We start from the raw sequence: 18437 nt of genomic DNA, 5'->3' as shown, positions 1-18437 counted from the left end.
GATGTAAACCCTATTCAACTTATTGATGACTTTGCTTCAATACACTTGAATTAATAGGAAGTAAATGAATAACAAATTACGAGCTTAAGATTTTTCTGAAAAAGATAAAAACCATTATATTTGTCGCTAACATCCACATTCCGATTAAAGTATACGGAAAGAAAGTTGAATTTGGGTATTTAAACAATGCTATTGAGTAAAAAATAAAGATAAAAAAAATAATACTAAAGCTGATTAATTTTTCAATTTTACTTGATAGTCGGGATTTTTCTAACATCGCCACAATATAAAGACTGTAATATACCAGTGCATGTAAGACAAACTGTGTAAATGCGAACAGAATAAAATACACTTTTAACACCCTCTTTATAGACTAAGGAAATTCAAGAGAATGTCAATTAAAGTGGAAAAATTTTAATAAAAAAATAAAGTATGGTAGGTAGTAAGCCTAAAATAAAAATGATGAAATTAGATTCCTTATACTTCTGAGTACCCTTTTGTAATTGATCTTTAGCTTCCGAACTAATAGAAGACCAACTTCTTGAATCTTGAGTATTTAAAAATATCTCATCGGCAAATGTGTTCAGAAGTTTAAGAGCTTCTTTATTAGCTTCAAACTCATCACTTAACTTTATATAACTAAACAAAAAAGAACAAAGGAAACTCAGACTAAAGGAAGTTATTAATATGGAAAGTGGGATTCTAAAAAAAAATTGATTCAATAGAACCATTATTAATGAAAAAATGACAATCCCACCTAAGAACAAACCAGACCATTTAAAAGCAAGATACTTCATAAAATTATTCCTGTTATTGATAAAGTGACCAACTTCATGAGCAGCGATAACAATGCTAGAAGTTTCTGTACTATCTCTACGAAGAATGATTTTCGAAGTACCATTTACCTTAAAAAAGGTTTCACTAAATTTACCATCTTCGGATTCTTCTTTTTGAATATCAAGAATTCTCAGTAGTTCTTCTGCAAACCGTTTTCCTGTTAACAATCTTATTCCACCTTTGTTTTTTTAATAGCATTAAATAGAATACTATACTAAGAGCTACATTATTATGGAGTTATTTTAAGTAGTGGCTCCCAAAACATATCATAATCATGACTTAACCTCTCCCTATCTACTATTTCCATTAAGTGTGTAATATAGGTACTAAAACTCAGGTGTTCTTCCAGAGAAATGAACTTAGTGCGATACTTTTCTATATCTTCATTTGTATATCCGAGCACTCTGACATTCTCTTCTAATTCATTAATACGCTCCATCCATAAACATCTAAAGAATTCCCTAAATATTTTACTATCTCCAACTGAATACAACATTTGTTTATATGTTTCTACTACGACATTATATAATTCATCTGCCCTTGGTAGGTTATCAATCTCGGATTTTATATATGCAGAAGTATGAATAAAGTTACTTTCTTCACCAATAACGTAAGAAGGTCTATATAAAACTCTATCTCGAATGTAGCATATCTTTTCGTATAATCCCTTAACACTAGTTTTAGGATCTTCTAATACTTTAACAAAATATTCATAGAGTACACCAAACGGAGGATTTAGAATTTCTCCTTGAATCTTTTTTCTCAGATAAACACAATAATCTTTAACTTGAGTATGAGTAATTCTAGTTGCAATGTCCTGCTCTAACTTACTTGCATTATTCCAAGCCTCTGGAGTTTCAAGTTCATTATTTAAATCTGATGTTGATACTCTTATGTCTAGGTATCCATCAACTATTTCCTTTTTCTCTTTTTTATTTGTTTTAACTTTTAGGTCGTATTCCTCATCTAATAAAATCATACTAACGAAAAGGTGATAAACAGAATAATATGCACTCATTGCTCGACTAATCCTAAGTCCACCTGTATAAGGAGCATAAGAATTGGATGATTCCAATGCCTTTAATTCAGAAATACCAATAAGTGATTTATGAAACGACAAGGCTGCACAATTAACTAGATAAAATCTATTCTCACCTCTATCAATTAATATATCTTGCTTCACAACATCTACTTTCAACTTCATATTATGCCACCTTATTTCTCTCTATTTTCAAATTGTAAGAGACCACATCTCCATGTGGTCTCTCAACATAATAATTAATTTTACAGTATCACTGATATAAAAAAAATCAAAAAATCGTTAGATACCGTCTCCCCCATACTTATTATAGAGTATATCCCAAAACATTGAGGGTTCTTTATTTATTATATACGTACGACCATATCGTTTGGAGTAAACAGTAATTTTCTTAGATCGTAACAAATAACAAATACGCTTCGCCCTAGATATACACACAAAAAACACTCTATGTTCCTCAGCTAATTTCTCTTTATTATTCACATTTAAATAATATGGGAAGTTACCTTCCTCCATACCAAGTAAAATTACCACTTCAAACTCCAAACCTTTTGAACTATGTCTTGTTGAAATTGTCACCTGATTATTTGGTTTTCCAATTGAACCAAATCTTTGGACAGTAGCTCCTGCTAACGATCCTTTAACTACTGTCTTAATAAAATTATTAATATTGTCAATTTCATCAGGATAAACGAGTGAGGTTTCTAGTATCGGTATAATATTTAATTGTCTAAACAAGTACTTAACCCATTCAAATAAGTTATCAGCATATTCTTTACTACTATTTAAGACGCCATATAACGCTCTTCTCTCATTTAGGATATTAATTGACAATTTCTTTTCTACATTATGTTTTTTTATTAAATCAATCCAAAATTCAAATATGTTTGTAAAAGATTGGGAGTACTGTTTATTAATCCACTTTGCACAATCTTCCAACCATATAATTAAATCGGTCCTTTTATAATCCAATTTGGAGATATAATATGGAATCGATTGAACGTCCATTAGTGCTGCCAATTCTTTAGCTTGCTTATTTCCACTAACTAAAACACATATTTCACTATGGGGTATACCTTCCGCTAAACAACTTGGGATGATATTACTAATAACATAATCATATTGCTGTTCGATGTCCTGTTCACATGTAACAAAATGAAATTTTGCATTTTCATTTTTTCTTGTTCCAGCACTATAAGAGCGATTCTGCTGCCCTAATGCTAGAATAGAAGCATTAATAATGTCTTGGTTGCTTCGATAGTTCGTTTTAAGTTTTATTTCTTTAATAATAGGATTCTCTTTTAATTCTATTAAATATTGTGGTATAGCACCATTAAAGCTATATATAGACTGATCAGGATCGCCAACTGCAAATATTTTTATATTGGTCATGTTAAATAGTGAAAGAATCATCTCATGTAACGGTTTCCCTAAATCTTGATATTCATCAATTAGTATCCATGGGAACTTCGCAGCTAAACATTTTCTTACATAGGGTTTAGTCTGAATCAGCATCGTGGCACACTTTACAATTCCAACAAAGTCCACTTTATCCATTTCTACCAATCTTTTTTCATACTCTAGAGCAACTTTTAATGCTATGTCATACGATTCAACTTGGACTAAGCTTAGACCAGATATATTCAATGATCTTTCCTTGTCTACATCATCAATACTTAAATTCGCACCACCTAATTTTAATTCAGTAACAATGTCTTCAAAAAGTTCTTCTCGTTCTTTTTCAGATATTATTTTTAAAGGAAAAGAAATATCTAAGTCATATAACTTAGCAAAGGGTGCAATAACTTCTGCAATACAAAAAGAATGTACAGTTCCTAAAAATACATTCTTTCTATTTTTATATCCCAACTCATTCAGTCTCTCTGTAAATTCTTTTACAGCTTCTTTACTATAAGTGATACATGCTAATCCTCTAGGCTGATTTATTTTGTTTCTTAAAAGATTAATAATCTTTAAAGTTAATACGGTCGTCTTACCACTTCCTGGACCTGCAATTACGACTGTACTAATTTCAGTGTTATATGCCTCAAACTGCTTATCATCAGTTTTTATTTGATTTAGTTTTTCAGAAAAAAGATCCATACTAGACCTCATCCACCTTGTTGTAGATATCCACTATTGCATTTTTTATGTAATCAGGAATATGATCAATCGTACATAAACTCGATAATCGTTGAGCAAAACGACCTTTCCCAATCCCATTACCACTGCTCTCAATTTTTCGTAAACAACTAAAATAATCACCATTGCCTAGTTCTATCTTAAAATTCTTCTTTTGCTGAGTTCCACCTGAAGTTAGCTCTTCAAATACACTGCAAATAATCTCCTGAGCAACTTTTTTCTTTTTACAAGTTTCGAAGATATCAACTTCCATCGTATAATCCCCTATATAAAATCCATGATGATTAAATAAGGAATCTTGATCTGTGAGATCCTCAGGTATATCATTGGATTCGATTTTGCCTAATTCTATTAGTAACTTACCTATTAACTCTAATCCTAAGTAACCATAATCATCATCTAACTCATCAATCATGGTATGGTATTTTCTTTCTCCTGACTTTTTATCAATAATTGTATAATAATCACCATCAGTAATTACGACATATGGAATACCTAGTAGATCCAAAAACTTTACAAACGGCTTAAAGTTAGTGGAGTTCACGTTACATGTTACGATTCCTTTAAGATCTAAAGGTTTTTGTAATAAATCAGCAAAACTAGGAATCATATACTCCTCTGCTATACCTTCAACTAATAATATTCCTTTACCGAAGTAAATTTCGCCTCTTTTTACATCTATAAATCTTTCCAAATCTCTTTTCTCACCGTTTGTGAGTTCAAGACTAGCCGTTGTATTTACGTTTGTTCCATTTTTACTAGCCCCCAAGTGAACGATTGACTCAAGGGGAGCAACGGAAGTAATATACGGTGAATGTGTCGTCATTAATACGGATGTGTTACTATTCATAACGTCCTTATAAATAATACGCTGTAAAGTTGGATGTAAATGCGCTTCTGGTTCTTCAATAGCCAAAATAGTAAACCCTTCAGATACTGGATTATATTCATCCATAAAAGTATATAACTTCGTTAATATCTCATCAGTTAAACCGTATTTCAAATAATAATTACCATTCTCATACTTATCATAAGCTTTCAAAATTATCTGCTCTGCATCGTGTTCCCTTAGTTCATCATACTTTTCTTTTCGGATAAATGTTGGAATTGTCTTATCCTCTAATGAGAGAAGTATTAGTGAAATATATAATATATTATTTAATCCAAGACTTGTCTCACTAGTTGGTCTTTGCTTCGTATCTCCGATCATAAGTTTTAAAGTATTTAATATACGGTTAGGATCTATGTCGACAGTTTCAAGTGAAACGGTTGTGTCGGGTTGTACACCTAATACTTTTGAAAATCTCATATTTATATTTCTTTCTAAATCTTCAATCTCGCCAATCGTTAATACTTCGTTACTTTTTTCTTTTAGTTTTTCTGCTATTTCCCTTAACTCTTCCTTATCAATTTGATACTGTTTTAATAATTGATTTACTGGTGAGCGACGTGTGTTTTTTATCTCACTTTCAACATCTCGAATAGCATTTATCACTTTTAACTGTAAATATTTTCTATGCAGGTGTGTAAACTCAACTTCTTGATTTTCTCCTTGGTAAATTGTGTATTGGTAATCATATGTTCCATCTGCTCTTGTTATAGGGTAGAAACGATATGTCAACCTCAAAGTTGGAGGTTCGTCTGAAACTGTTGCATCACTTAAAATAGATAAAATATTTTGATTATGTTCAAAGCCTTTTATTTCAATAATTATCTCAATTTCTTCTCCTGTTTCCATTGGTCTATCTAAACTATCGTGAAAGTCAGATTCACTAAGAAAGCGATCTTCATCTGAGAGTTTAGGATCTAAGATTAACTGGATTGCTTTTATTAGGTTTGTCTTACCTACATTATTTTCACCTATTATCATTTGTTTATGGCTAAAGGATACATCCACTTCTTTAAAGTTTCTAAAATTTTTTATAACAATATTTGATATGTGTGGTCCCATTAAATTTTTCATTTCTCTTACTCCCAATATTTTTGTATTTTACTAGAATATTAATATATTGAATAAATAGAAGATTCAACATAATTTTATCATATGTAATATTTTATATACACTATTTGGAAGTGCTTACTTACGGATATCTTGTTATATAAAAGTACAATTTAGAGTTCAGAATATGGATTTAATTCTATGAGTGATTGAGATTATAAAAAAAGAACAAATCCTATTTACAACTTTGGAATTTGTTCTTAAATATTACTTTTATTTAATATTACTAACTTCTCTATCTATTTCTCCTAATTTCAGCATACAATAATGCCAACTATCTCGCTCGTATAAATCTGGATTCTGACCTAGATTACTATCCAATTCAATAAATATCTCTTTTAACTTTTCCACATTGTCTTTACCAATTCCACCAATATTCTGATCTGTTATAAACCATCCAATGTTATTAAGCAACAAATGGAAGAAGCGGAAGATCTGATAATTCATCTCTTCCTTACTATCAACAACATGTTGATAGAGAGAATGAATTTGCAACAAAACTTCATCAATATTTGTACTCCCGTCGGTATATTCGAATTTTGCACTTTTATTAATAGGAGTATGATTTAGCTTTTGAGAAATATCATCTAAAAGGACAAATATTGAAATATAAGTAGTAAACTGCTCTTTAAAAAATTCATACCCCCTTTTTTCAAGTTGATTGTTTTTAATATTAGTAAGAATGGTTTTATTAATGATTTTAAAGACTTCCTCAAGATATTTAATAGACCCTATATCAAAATTAGTTAAACTTATTTCTAATGTTTCAGATAATATTTCATTAAATTCTTTCAGTTTATTCACTCCGTTAAACGCGTCTCTTAAAGAACCAATGGAGAATTTCTTATCATCCATAAAATAAAGTGCTAAAATCATTGACATCGGTTGAGACAATTTCATTAGAACTGAAGACTTCAAATGATCAAGATGAATATGGGCTGTTGTTTGAGCTTTTTTAGTACTAAATTCTACTTTATTATCATCCAATATCTTTTTTATTGCTGCAAAAAATACTGTTGTTTCGATTATTTTATTACGATGGCTGTTACTAAATAGTTCAAATAGCTGCTCAAACTTCACGTTGCCATTCTCCAAAGATTGAATTGTAAGTTCTGTAAATGTCTCGATTCTTTGGTAAAGTTTAACGTCATCAGATGAATAGTTAATGGCTTCCAAATATTCTACAAGATGTATAAAGTCAACTGATTTAGATAGGACAATTTTTGAATCAATTTCTTCCAAAAGTTTTTCATTTGCACTTTTTATCTTTAAAAATATATCATCAGCAATATCATCTGAAAAAATAATTTGATTATAAAAATTATACTCCACTGTTTTTTGAATAGCCTTATTCCCATAACCATAGTCGATTTTATCAGCATCAAAATATGTTTTTAAAAATAGATTATCGGTACCCTCTAAATATCTCTTTATACTTCCTTCTCTCATTAAATCATCAAAGTCTTCTAAAAATAGTACTTTAAAAACGTTTAACTTTAGGACTAACTTGTTTACCTGTATATCATTGTTCTCTACAATGATGTCATTCTTATCTTTTTGGAGATTGGATTCTATAAAATCAAAGGTCTCTTTAATTTTTATAATAATTTTTTTTACATATCTGGCATTACTTATTTTATTATTAAAATCGTTAGAATACTTTGTAATATTCTCGATAGCTTTCTCTTCACTTTCTATCCCTTCTTTTACCTCCTCTCCTTTTTTGATCTTCTCTTTTAATTCTTGCATTTTTTCTTCTTTTCTTTTTATTAATTCATTCAAATTATTGTTCAGTTCCTCAATATAGTCCTTGAATTTTACTTTTAATATTTCTATTTGTTCATTTAGAATACTTGTTTCATAAGATGGTATTAAAACGTTTAAGTAGTGAGTTGCTAATTCGTTGGAACTTATTTTCTTTAATTGAAATCTTGTATTAATGAATTTCTCCAAATACTCAATCGTAATTTGTTCAGAAACTAAATTTTCATAATCTACAAGGAATATTACAGTTATTTTCTTAAAATCCACAATTTCTTTAATAAATGTTAGCGTACTATATACTGTATCTTTTTCCACTCTATCTAAATCATCAACAATCAAATAAATCCTTTTATTCTCAGATACCAATCTTTCGATATTTATCTCTAAATCTTCTTTTAACTCTCTAAGATCTTCTTTCTTTTCTTCAGGAAAAATATCAAAAAATGCAGAGAAATTGATTAATGTCTTTTGGTTAATAAACTTGAACAAAAGATCAAAATACTTTTTATATGGGCTACCTTTCCCAGTATATATTCCATTTTCAGTTAACAATGCTTCCAATCTTCCAAAAACATACTTTAATAAGTTCTCTCTCGTATCCAGAACCATTGGCTGAATGTATATAACCTCATTATTATCTTGCTTAAATTTATTAATTATTGCATTCATAAAGCTTGTTTTTCCCTCACCCCAAGAACCACTGATAGCAATGGCATAAGGGTCATCAGTCCCCAAATCATTTAAGAACTTATATATTCTATTAAATTCCTTCTTTCTCGTTGGAAATAATCTTCTGTATGATGTAATCGGTACATCAGAGTTTTCACTTTGTTCTTGATTATTGTGCCCTGTATTTTCTTCCAACTCTCTACGTTCTTCATATTTACCAAACGCTCTGAAAAAATATAATAGTGCAAATAAGATGAGATACCAAACATATTCCGTCCCAATTGAAACGGCATAAAATAATACTGTTAATAGAAGAAAATAAACCGCATTGGAGTAATTTCTCTTTATAGGTTGATGGGGTTTCTTATAGGTTAGTATTTCTTTTATTGATAAGCCTGTTAGGAAAATAAACACCACAATTGAAATTTTCCCAAATAGGTTGATAGCATCCAGAATTCCTTTGTTATCTGTTAACTTAATCGTGTATGCAAGGACAATGGATAAAAATATATGAAATAAGAATTCTATGAATATCGGTTTTGTCATTTTTATTTTTTTCATTATCTGGTATACCACTCCTAAAATGACTAGACTAAAAATTAAGTATAAATGCGGTTGGTTAATTATGTTGTTAATGAAAAACAGTATATCCATGAAATTACTCCTAACTACTTAGAGTTTTAACTTGTAATTGGCGCTCTCTATACAAGAACACTAATTTAAAATTCTAATACATAATGCTAATTATTAATAGTGTTCTTGTACTAGAAGAGGTATCAAAAATATCTTTTTATATCAATAATTATTCATCTTTCTTAACTAAACTTTCAACATAGTTATTAATATAAAGATTCACTTCGTTATGATTCCAATCATATTTCCTCTTTAAAAATTTTATTATTTGTTTTTTATCAATACATTTTGATAGGTTTTGAGTCGGATTTAAGTCAGTATGTTTTAACTTTAAAACACCTTGATTAATATATTTTTCTAATGTACTTTCTCCAATTTTAAGAACCCTAGAGGCTTCTTTAAAAGTGAATCCAAGTTTATTTATCCTTAATAGCTTAGAATCAACAAGTAATTTATGAAAATCTGATTTTGAAACATTTAAACCTTCTAAGCTTTCAATACCTTTTTTCAGTCCAACCCTTAAATGTTGTTTTAGAATTGATTTAAAAATATCAGTTATTGACAAGTCAAACAATCTGATTTTGTAGATAACTTTATTTAATGGGAGCCATTCGTCATCAATCTCAATCGTTTCACATCTCATAACTATTTTATCATGAAATTTTTCTATATTTTCTTTCTTAAAAAACCATTTAGGATAACCATCAACCTCTGGTCCATGATTTGCCTTCAACAAACCCTCTTTAGTAAGCTCCGAAATTACATATAAGTTAAGTCCGAGTACACTACATACCTGGTTCATGTTAATAGAACTTTTTCGCATTTTCATATAACGAACAATAGACTTTTTTTCTATTAAAGTACTATTCTCTTTTTCTACTGATTTTAATAGACCATATTTACATAAATTTCTCACAGTATTATAATCCAGTTTATTTAGCAACTGGCTCGCTGCATGGAAAGAGATGAATTCCTTCTCTACATGCAATGGTCTTAAAATGATCCGTTTATTCTCAGGTTCAAGTCCTAAGCTGTGGATATAACGTGTAAATACTTTGTGATATACCTTCCCATATGACATATTAAAGACGTCCTTTAGTATTTTCATCTTGCGCTCGTATGCTTTACGATCAATTAGCTTTTGGGACTTGAGGTTATCCAAATGATTAATCAATAAAGGCAAGTATATTTCTGGATTTCTTACAAGATTAAGGGCAACAAGAACAATAGTAGTTAACATCAATACATTTCTACTATCCTTTGATTTCGAATGGAGATTAAATAATAATTTATTTGGTTTATCTTCCACAACATTAAACAATTCATGATCAGTTGGCAATTTATCTATTACATTCGCAAAGAGGATGAAGAGTTGAAAGAAATCTTGCTGATTAATCATAGTTTTTTTTTCTTTATTCCCAATCTCAAATTCATTCTTATTACCCAATAATAGCTCTTGGACAATATTTTGAGAGTCAATGACATTATCACTTGGAGGAACTTTAACAGATCCCATATCGGCAATAATCATTCCACATTTACAACTTTTTCTTAACAGTTGAAACATATTTATTCTTTCCCTACAATTTGGACATTTTTCAATTAAAAACACCTTATGTTTGTTACAAGTGGTTAAAAATGATACATCCCAAAAAATGCGATAAAAATAATCCTCCATTAGACACTGAGGACAAAAACGAACAAATTTATGATTGTAAATCTTCAAATACTCAAATGTTGTTGGAGCATTAGTTGGAAAGAATAACCCGTTAAATTTATTTAATACTAATTCTTCTATATTGTTTTCACTCATTTCCACTAGCTTCTTCGCCTGAGACTCCCATTTAGCTTCTTTTAAATAATTACAGTTATAATGTGTTATTACAGAAGAAGAACCTTCTAGTAAAGATGTAAAGCTTTCTCGATAATTCCCCTTAGCCAATCGGTGTAAATAAGATATTAAACCTTCATATTCTTTAGGTCTTGTCCGTATTAAAAATTTTTCCATGTTGTAAGTCCTTTCTATGGTGATAAAATTCAGATGAAAAGAAAACCGCCTTCTAAAATACTAGAATTTAGAAGGCGATAATTTAATTTGCTTTTGAATAACCCCAGTTAGATAAATCGACTTTATCAAATGAACTAATAATATCAAGTTCTTGACCTTTCAATTCAGGTTTCTCTTCCTTATTGTTCAAAGGGTGTTGTGGTTGACTCGTTTCTTTTTCGCTAGTTTCAACCGACACGATTGTATTTGATTTATTTGGAACTTTCTTACTTGGTTGTTCTGACCACTCTTGATTTGAACCTGTTCCCTTCACTCGTTCTTTTTGTTGTGGTTTTAGAGTTTTATTTCTCTCCTCTTGAACCATCTCCATAAGTTCAGCTTTAGCTGCTGCTAATTCGCTCATGTTAACTTTCTTTTCTTCATCATTTAACATTTTTATCAGAATTCTGTGTGTATACTCATTTAATCCATAGGAGTAATCTTGATTAGTGCATGGCACTTCCAAATAACTCCTTTTAAATTCGTTATAAACATAAATTCTAGACAAATCTGTTGGATCGTATTTATATTTTATGCTGTTCGGAAGTCCTCTCTTGAAAAGTTCATGCTGTATATCTCTAAGATCTTGTGACTGATAAAACAAGTGGCGATCTCTAATACCAGTTCGTTGAATAGAACCTGTTCCCATTTTCATCAACATAATTTTCCAATCTAATTTCGACGGTGGAACTAATGGTTCAGGGGCAAACTCAAAAGCAGTCTTCCATATTTTTGCTGGTATCCCACGTGCTCCTTTATGATGATTTTGAGTATAATAATCAACTACCCATTTATAAAAAATCTCAAGTAGCTTGTTAAATCCAATAATGGCATTTTTCTTTGGATTATAATCCCCTTTTGCCACCACGTTAGAAAAAGTTGTACCTTGGGTGGAATGAATTAAATCTTGATTGATTGTTCTAAAGTATCGTTCAACTGCCCCTTTATACCAAGGTACCTTTACTGGACAATACATGATTTCAATATCTAATCTGTTACAGGCGTCCTTTAAATGTTTACTATGAAATTCCTTACCGTTATCTACAACTAAAAGTTCAGGAATTCCATGAGCTAACCATTGTTTTTTCACTTTAGGATATTTCTCTTTCATAAAAAATTTCGTTGATATTCCATGATGAAGTGCATGCATTACAGAAGTATAAGAAGGCGGTTCAAATCCAATATAAAAGCCCAGTGGGTATCTTGTGTAAACATCAAGAACGGAAGTTACCCATGGTCTACCAATTGGCAAACGATTTTCATCATCAACCACGAATAAATCCAATTTTGTATGGTCAACTTCCACTCGTTGAAGCGGATATTCAGGACCCTTATGATGGTTAACTTGTTTATGTTTGTCATTTGCGAACTTTGACCCTTTTCTAGCTTTCGTCACATCATATTGATCGCGGTCTAAAATTCTTCTTCTAACAGTGGATTGTGAAGGGTGTTCCAATCTGTCTTCTGCTTCTCGTTGTGCATTTAACTCGTCAATTTTGTGATAGACCAGTTCAAAAATTGTCTTTTGAGAAGTTGTACCCCTCTTTAAATAATACTGATCAATGACCTGATCAATAATCATTTCAACTTCTTTTTCAACTCTTTTTTCTCTGCTTCCAAACTTATGGTTACTAGAAATCAGAGAGTGATATGAACCTCCGCTTTCTTTGTAATCCTTTAACCAGCGATAGACTGTTGCCCTTGAAACACTTTTCCCCTCTTTTTTGAACTCTTTGTTAATTTTATTTACCCTTTCCCTTACGTACATATCCAGTGATTTTACATTTAGATTTAGTAAAGGTTTTATGACATATAATCGGAAGTCAGCATCATTTTTTACCTTTTCAGATAACATATCAATGTCTTCGAAATCAGGCTTACTAATTATTTCACCTGATGTATTTTTGCCTTCAACATGAAATTCCAAGTTTCCTTCTTCTAACTGTCTCAGTAAATCGTCTCTCGAAAACGTTTCTTTTACGTCAAATTCTAAATCGTTTGCTTCAAATAAGTTGCGTTCAAGTTGATTCGTTATCTCATAAGATCTTCCGTTGAGCAGAAAACGTGCTCCTCGACCTACTGGCACTCTGTACAATGAAATCACATCCTTGAATCGAATAATTATTTCATTTTAAAAAGGGAGACGAGTGTCCCCCCTTTAAATTAGTGGTTAGCCCTCAACAAAACACTTCTTCCCCTGTTCCTAAACAATTAAGGTCAATTTGAATAGGAACACTTCTTGCAAGTCGTTCATTTAATCCAAGATTAAATTTGCACTAGCTTGACCCCAGAAAGACGAATGGAACATTCGATTTTTCCATAAGATGAACAAGAAACTCAAATACTTCAATTGTGTTTTGTCGACTGCCACCACATACACGTTGAAAGTCATCGATAACTACTAATTCAATATTTGCTGACTTGATAAGCTCGATAAGTCTCCTCAGTTTCGTCCCCGCAGTTCCCTTTGTAGGAAACGGAACACCGATTTGCACTAAGAGTTCTTCATGTAACGCTCTTAAAGTTGGTCCAAACGGTGCATTTACGACCAATATCTTCTCTTTACTTTCTTGTGTTTCAAGAAAATGCTTCACGAGCAATGTCTTTCCTGTACCTGTTTCGCCAGTGATTAACAAGCCACCTGCATTTTTTGAATTCTGACAATTTCGAATGAGATTTAAAGCTTCCTGTACATTTTATTTAAATGCATAATAGTTCCTCCTAATTAATCGAATATTCCGTCTTTTACTTTCACGTCTATACCTAAAAATTTATTCATCAATTACTTCTGTTTATAACCCCTTCCTGTAATTACAGTCAGTTTTTTGTTTGTATTTTTAAAGACCTGATCAACCTTTTTCTTTTGTAAATCTTTTAAGAAAACAATATGCGAATGTAAGGTTACATTCTTTGTATACTCAAGATTGGTACTAGGTACCTCTAGGAACCTTTTCTCATATTCATCGTATACATGAATTTTCGCTAAGTCGGTTGGATCATATTTGAATATAACCTTTTTGTCTTGTCCCCATCTTTCTAACTTCACTGATAACTTTAAAAGTTCTGGAGAAACATAGGTAAGTCCAAGATGTCGAATCCCATTGTTGGTTATGGTCGCATTACACTCTTCCATAAACAGCAATAGTGTATCTTTCATTGAACTTGGCATTATTTTTGGCGTATTCTTCATGTTTTCCCGCCAAATTACTGCTGGTACACCTTTTACGTTGGTGTTATAATTTTCACTGTAATTATCCAAAAGCCACACATGAATTAGTCTTTGCAGAGACTTAAATGTAATGTGATGGGTCTTTTGAGATAGTAGTTCATTGAACGTTTTGAAGGGTTGTTCCATTTTACCTCTGATTTTGGGAACCATCGGACAATGCTCTAAATTAACGTTCAACTGAAGGCATGTTTGCGATAATAGATTACTCCGAAATCCCCAAGCGTTTGTGACGGCTAGAGTTTCAGGTAATCCGTAGGCATGCCATTCATTTTTTATTGAAGGATATGAGTTTTGAATCTCTTTCGGAACAATCGCGTGTTTTAAAGCTAACATGACTGTTTTATAAGATGGTTCATCAAAATGAATGTACATACCCAGAGGATACATAGAGAAACAATCAATAATCAATGTCAGCCATGGGCTTCCTAGTGGCAAGTCTGTTGTTTCATCTACAACCTTTATGTCTAGCTTTACATGAACAACAAATGCTTTTTGCATCGGATATTGACTATCCAACTTAGAATAATTGATTCGATAGCCTTTTTTCGTAGCCACTTCCCCAATGTTGTTTTGTCCAAAGGCTATTACTCTTTGATAAACAGTTGAGTAAGATGGTATTAATAACTTTTCACCTACCTCTCGATTTCTATTTATATCTAGAATAAGAGTAGTAATTAAATAGTGTATATCCTTAATTGTCACCACCTTCCTTTGACAAAATTGGTTCTGAATTGTTCTTTCAATGATAACCTCAACTTCTTTCTTTAAACCAGAAGGTTTAACAGATCCATTCCTCGATTCAGGTGTCATTACTTTTTCCCTCCCAATTCATTATTTAGTTGATTAATGGCTTCGTGTAGCATAAGATCTCCTCTAAAAAAACACTTTGCCGCACCTCCTATTTTCTAAGAGCGTTTGTTCTCGCTTACAGGTTCTCATTATGGAACGTTTGTCCTTCATCCGCAAGATGTAATGATTTCCATTTTACTAATTCCATTTGCATTAGATATCATAAACCGTTAAAATATATATTTTACTTTTTTTATATTTTTTGAGGTTTATATATTTTCATTCAACATAAAAGAAAAACTATTATCTCTTTTGCGTATCTATGAATACCTCTTGTAATGCCTCAGAATAATTAAATTCTTCTTTTGTAAAAGGATTAAACTTCTTAGCTCTTAATATGGATGAATGTAAATGATAGGCTTTTGCTAAATCTTCTCTTTCAATTTTCTCGCGACCTTCTTCTACAACTTGTATTGCTGCATCTCTAATGATTTTCATAACAGAATTCATTACCCCATTTGTAGCAAACATGAACCTATCTGCTAAGTCCTCTTCACCTAATCCAGAGAGGTTCTCAAAAGGGAGCATTTTATCAACTTCTTTTAAGAGCATTCGAAACTCTACTACCTCGTTAGGGCTATCATACGAAAAAGGTGCGATTGATTCTCTTAAAGAGAATCGTCGTTTTAACTGAGGATTAGCTGCAACAACCTTCTCAGCATCACTTAACCCAAACAATACTACTGGGACTTTGGTTTTATTAATTATTGATTTAAAGCAATCCGCTACATCATAATTAATTTTGTCATTTTCTTGATTATAAAAATGTTGAAATTCATCCAACATAATCAGCTCTACTTCGCAATCCCTAATAAGATTTTCTAATCGATGTTTTTTGTTACCGATTGTCCCTTTGGTAGGAAGAGGATCACCTAGCATATCCAACATCATTTCAAGAAATGTATTAATCCTTGTTGGACTTGGAATCTCACCCCATAAGATCACTTTTTTTGTCTTTGAGCTATGATAAATTACCTTATCGTAGTACTGGACATAAGTGTCAAACAAAGTTGACTTCCCCGCACCTGATGGTCCAGTAATTAGCATACATTGTGGGTCTGTTGAACTCTCTAATGATTTATGGCATTTTCTAATCAACGTTAAAGCTTTTACGAATCTCGGATGTTCAATCCGTAATTTTTTTATTTTACGCATCTTATCATCCATCGACATTACCTTTTGTTTTACCTCTTCTTTACTCTGAGTCATTTTTAACTTCTCCTTTCTGAGCAAGCGTTGCTCGGAATACATTATGGAGCATACTTTCGATTAATTTCAAATGTAAAAATTGGGAATTAATGGTCTAAATGTTTTTTTCTGTTTTTATTTTTTTTAATATAAATTTATTTTTCCACACTTATTTGCAGATAACTTTCCCTCATGATTCGGTCAACTTCTTCCTTATCTAACAGTATCTTTTTAGGACAAATATCTTTTAAGTAATTTTCCAACTTTTCTTTATATACAATTCTCCTCAGCCTGTTTTGATCAATATTATAGAGAAGGGATGCTTTCTTAACGGTGATAAATTTTTCTGCAAAAGTATCAATTTCTTCATTATTAAAGAAATACACTATCCTGCCGTTCTTACTCTTGGTTACGTTGATTGGCGACAATAATCCATGTTTTACCAACTTATGAATAGTTCGTTCCACCATATTTAACTTCTTACAAACATCTGCTAACTGGTATCCTACTTGGCATTTCTTTTTTTTCCAAAATTCATCTAAAAACTTTTTAATTTCATCTATTAGAAAATAATAATTGGCTATCTTTGAATTATTAGAATGTACATATCCTGTTAACTTTTTTTCCTTTAGGGCTTTGATAATATGAACAATAGAAATGCCACTTGTCACATATTTTTCAAGAATCCTTTTAAAGGAAATATGACTCTCACTCACAACTTCCAACTCCCTAATCTCAAAACTTTCGAGAAGGGTTTTTACTGACTTTTTACAAACGCAATTTCTCTTATGACTTGTCACTTCCCTTATTAATTGTTTATCAGCAAGTTGAGCTATTTGATCTATATGAACACCTAAGATACAAGCAACTTCTTTTTTGGTAATTAGGTTATCTATGTTTTTTTTAAATGAAATAACTGTATTTTCGATTCCGTTCTTACTAAACTGAAAGACTTTATTATTTCCTCTTTTGAATACATTTGGTTTGATAGTTGAACATAATTCTTCTACTTCTTCTCTTGTAAGGTTATACTCTATTCTTAATTGTTTTTTTGTTAAAAAGTCTTGCTTTACTTTCTCTGAAGCTTCCTTATTAAAACATTCAATATTTCTCGGAACATTCCCGATAGAAATGAGTTGTTCTTGGTAACGGAGATATTCTTTTTTAATAACTTCAAGTCTATTTCCATACCTATCAAGGATTTTTTCAAACTCACTTTTTCTCCTTCTTCTTACTTCAAAAGGCAATTCAAAGAATTCATCTAAAACAGTATAAAAATTCTGAGGGAAGTTCGAATGTATCCAATAAATATTAGCTAATACATCTGCGAATTTAGCATTATCAAAGTATTTATGATCATTTGTAATTACCTCGATATCTACTTTTTCTTGACTGGTTTTACTAGCTAAACCCTCCAGAAGATATAAATGTGCTTTGATAAAATACATGAAATTAATTAATGATAAGCCTTTAAACAACTCACTTTGCTGACCTTTAAAAATTCTTAGAATTTCACTTTGAGATTTATACAATAACCCTTCCATTTCTACTGATTTCATTTCTGCTTCTTTAAATTTAAATTTACAATTAGAGCACTTTCCTTCCATTAAATTTTTTATAGTAATTTTCCTATGACATCCCTGACATTTTTCTAATAGGTATCCACCATGATTTACGCAAATACATATTGGATTCAGTGCCCATAATTTTTGGTGATGTGTTTTATCTTTGATGCATTCGGAACAATACTTAATTCTTGATTTGAGCAAGCTCATCTTAATTAAGGGTTCTTCCTCAAATAAACCGAGGCTGTTTATAGAAGAATAGAATAATTCTTGACACGAGTTATCACATAGCTTCGATAATAGTTCACAACTATCTAAAGTAAAATTATTTGCGTGACAATCAAACCAGCTTATTCCGATTTCTTTAGCTATTCCATCTGGTGAGGAATAATAATTTTCCTTGCTCAACCGAAAAATATAACTGGATAAACTCTCATCCTGTAACATTTTGGGTCGATTCACTAACTTCATAACAT

General features: G+C 31.1%; 11 protein-coding genes. All 11 read right to left on the bottom strand.

What is annotated here, in order from left to right; all coding sequences use genetic code 11:
* Nucleotides 1-398: 398 nt before the first annotated feature.
* The 11 genes from JR050_RS06365 to JR050_RS06315 all read right to left on the bottom strand — a co-directional run bounded on the left by JR050_RS06365 (nt 399) and on the right by JR050_RS06315 (nt 18432).
* Nucleotides 399-1004 (bottom strand): zinc metallopeptidase, encoded by a 606-nt coding sequence (locus tag JR050_RS06365; RefSeq protein WP_204202676.1) that lies wholly within the window; start codon nt 1002-1004, stop codon nt 399-401.
* A gap of 62 nt (nt 1005-1066) precedes the next feature.
* A complete protein-coding gene (locus tag JR050_RS06360; RefSeq protein ID WP_204202675.1) occupies nt 1067-2041 on the bottom strand; it encodes a hypothetical protein in 975 nt (324 codons plus the stop codon).
* A gap of 117 nt (nt 2042-2158) precedes the next feature.
* The gene (locus JR050_RS06355) at nt 2159-3979 is read right to left on the bottom strand and encodes an ATP-dependent helicase (protein WP_204202674.1); all 1821 of its coding nucleotides are present in this window, start codon (nt 3977-3979) and stop codon (nt 2159-2161) included.
* 1 nt (nt 3980) lies between these two features.
* On the bottom strand, nt 3981-5981 hold the full coding sequence (locus tag JR050_RS06350) for an ATP-dependent nuclease (protein ID WP_204202673.1): 2001 nt from the start codon (nt 5979-5981) through the stop codon (nt 3981-3983).
* Nucleotides 5982-6230: 249 nt separating this feature from the next.
* Nucleotides 6231-9011, bottom strand: a complete 2781-nt coding sequence (locus JR050_RS06345) for a KAP family P-loop NTPase fold protein (protein ID WP_204202672.1) — start codon at nt 9009-9011, stop codon at nt 6231-6233.
* Nucleotides 9012-9252: 241 nt separating this feature from the next.
* The gene (locus tag JR050_RS06340; RefSeq protein WP_204202671.1) at nt 9253-11091 is read right to left on the bottom strand and encodes a TniQ family protein; all 1839 of its coding nucleotides are present in this window, start codon (nt 11089-11091) and stop codon (nt 9253-9255) included.
* Nucleotides 11092-11173: 82 nt separating this feature from the next.
* Entirely contained in the window at nt 11174-13216 is a 2043-nt protein-coding gene (locus tag JR050_RS06335) for a Mu transposase C-terminal domain-containing protein (RefSeq protein ID WP_346726718.1), read from the bottom strand.
* 190 nt (nt 13217-13406) lie between these two features.
* Complete coding sequence (locus JR050_RS06330; protein ID WP_204202799.1) at nt 13407-13802, bottom strand: AAA family ATPase; 396 nt, start codon at nt 13800-13802, stop codon at nt 13407-13409.
* Between the two features lie 110 nt (nt 13803-13912).
* Nucleotides 13913-15169, bottom strand: coding sequence for a Mu transposase C-terminal domain-containing protein (locus JR050_RS06325; protein ID WP_204202669.1), 1257 nt, complete (start codon nt 15167-15169; stop codon nt 13913-13915).
* Nucleotides 15170-15451: 282 nt separating this feature from the next.
* Nucleotides 15452-16417 carry a TniB family NTP-binding protein gene (locus JR050_RS06320; protein WP_204202668.1) on the bottom strand — a complete coding sequence of 322 codons (966 nt, stop codon included), beginning with the start codon at nt 16415-16417 and terminating at the stop codon, nt 15452-15454.
* Nucleotides 16418-16551: 134 nt separating this feature from the next.
* The gene (locus JR050_RS06315; RefSeq protein WP_204202667.1) at nt 16552-18432 is read right to left on the bottom strand and encodes a TniQ family protein; all 1881 of its coding nucleotides are present in this window, start codon (nt 18430-18432) and stop codon (nt 16552-16554) included.
* Between the last annotated feature and the right edge of the window lie 5 nt (nt 18433-18437).

Source organism: Bacillus suaedaesalsae (assembly GCF_016890225.1).
Taxonomy (GTDB): Bacteria; Bacillota; Bacilli; order Bacillales; family SA4; genus Bacillus_BS; species Bacillus_BS suaedaesalsae.
Note: the sequence above shows the minus strand (reverse complement) of the source record. Positions and strands in the feature narration are given on the sequence as shown.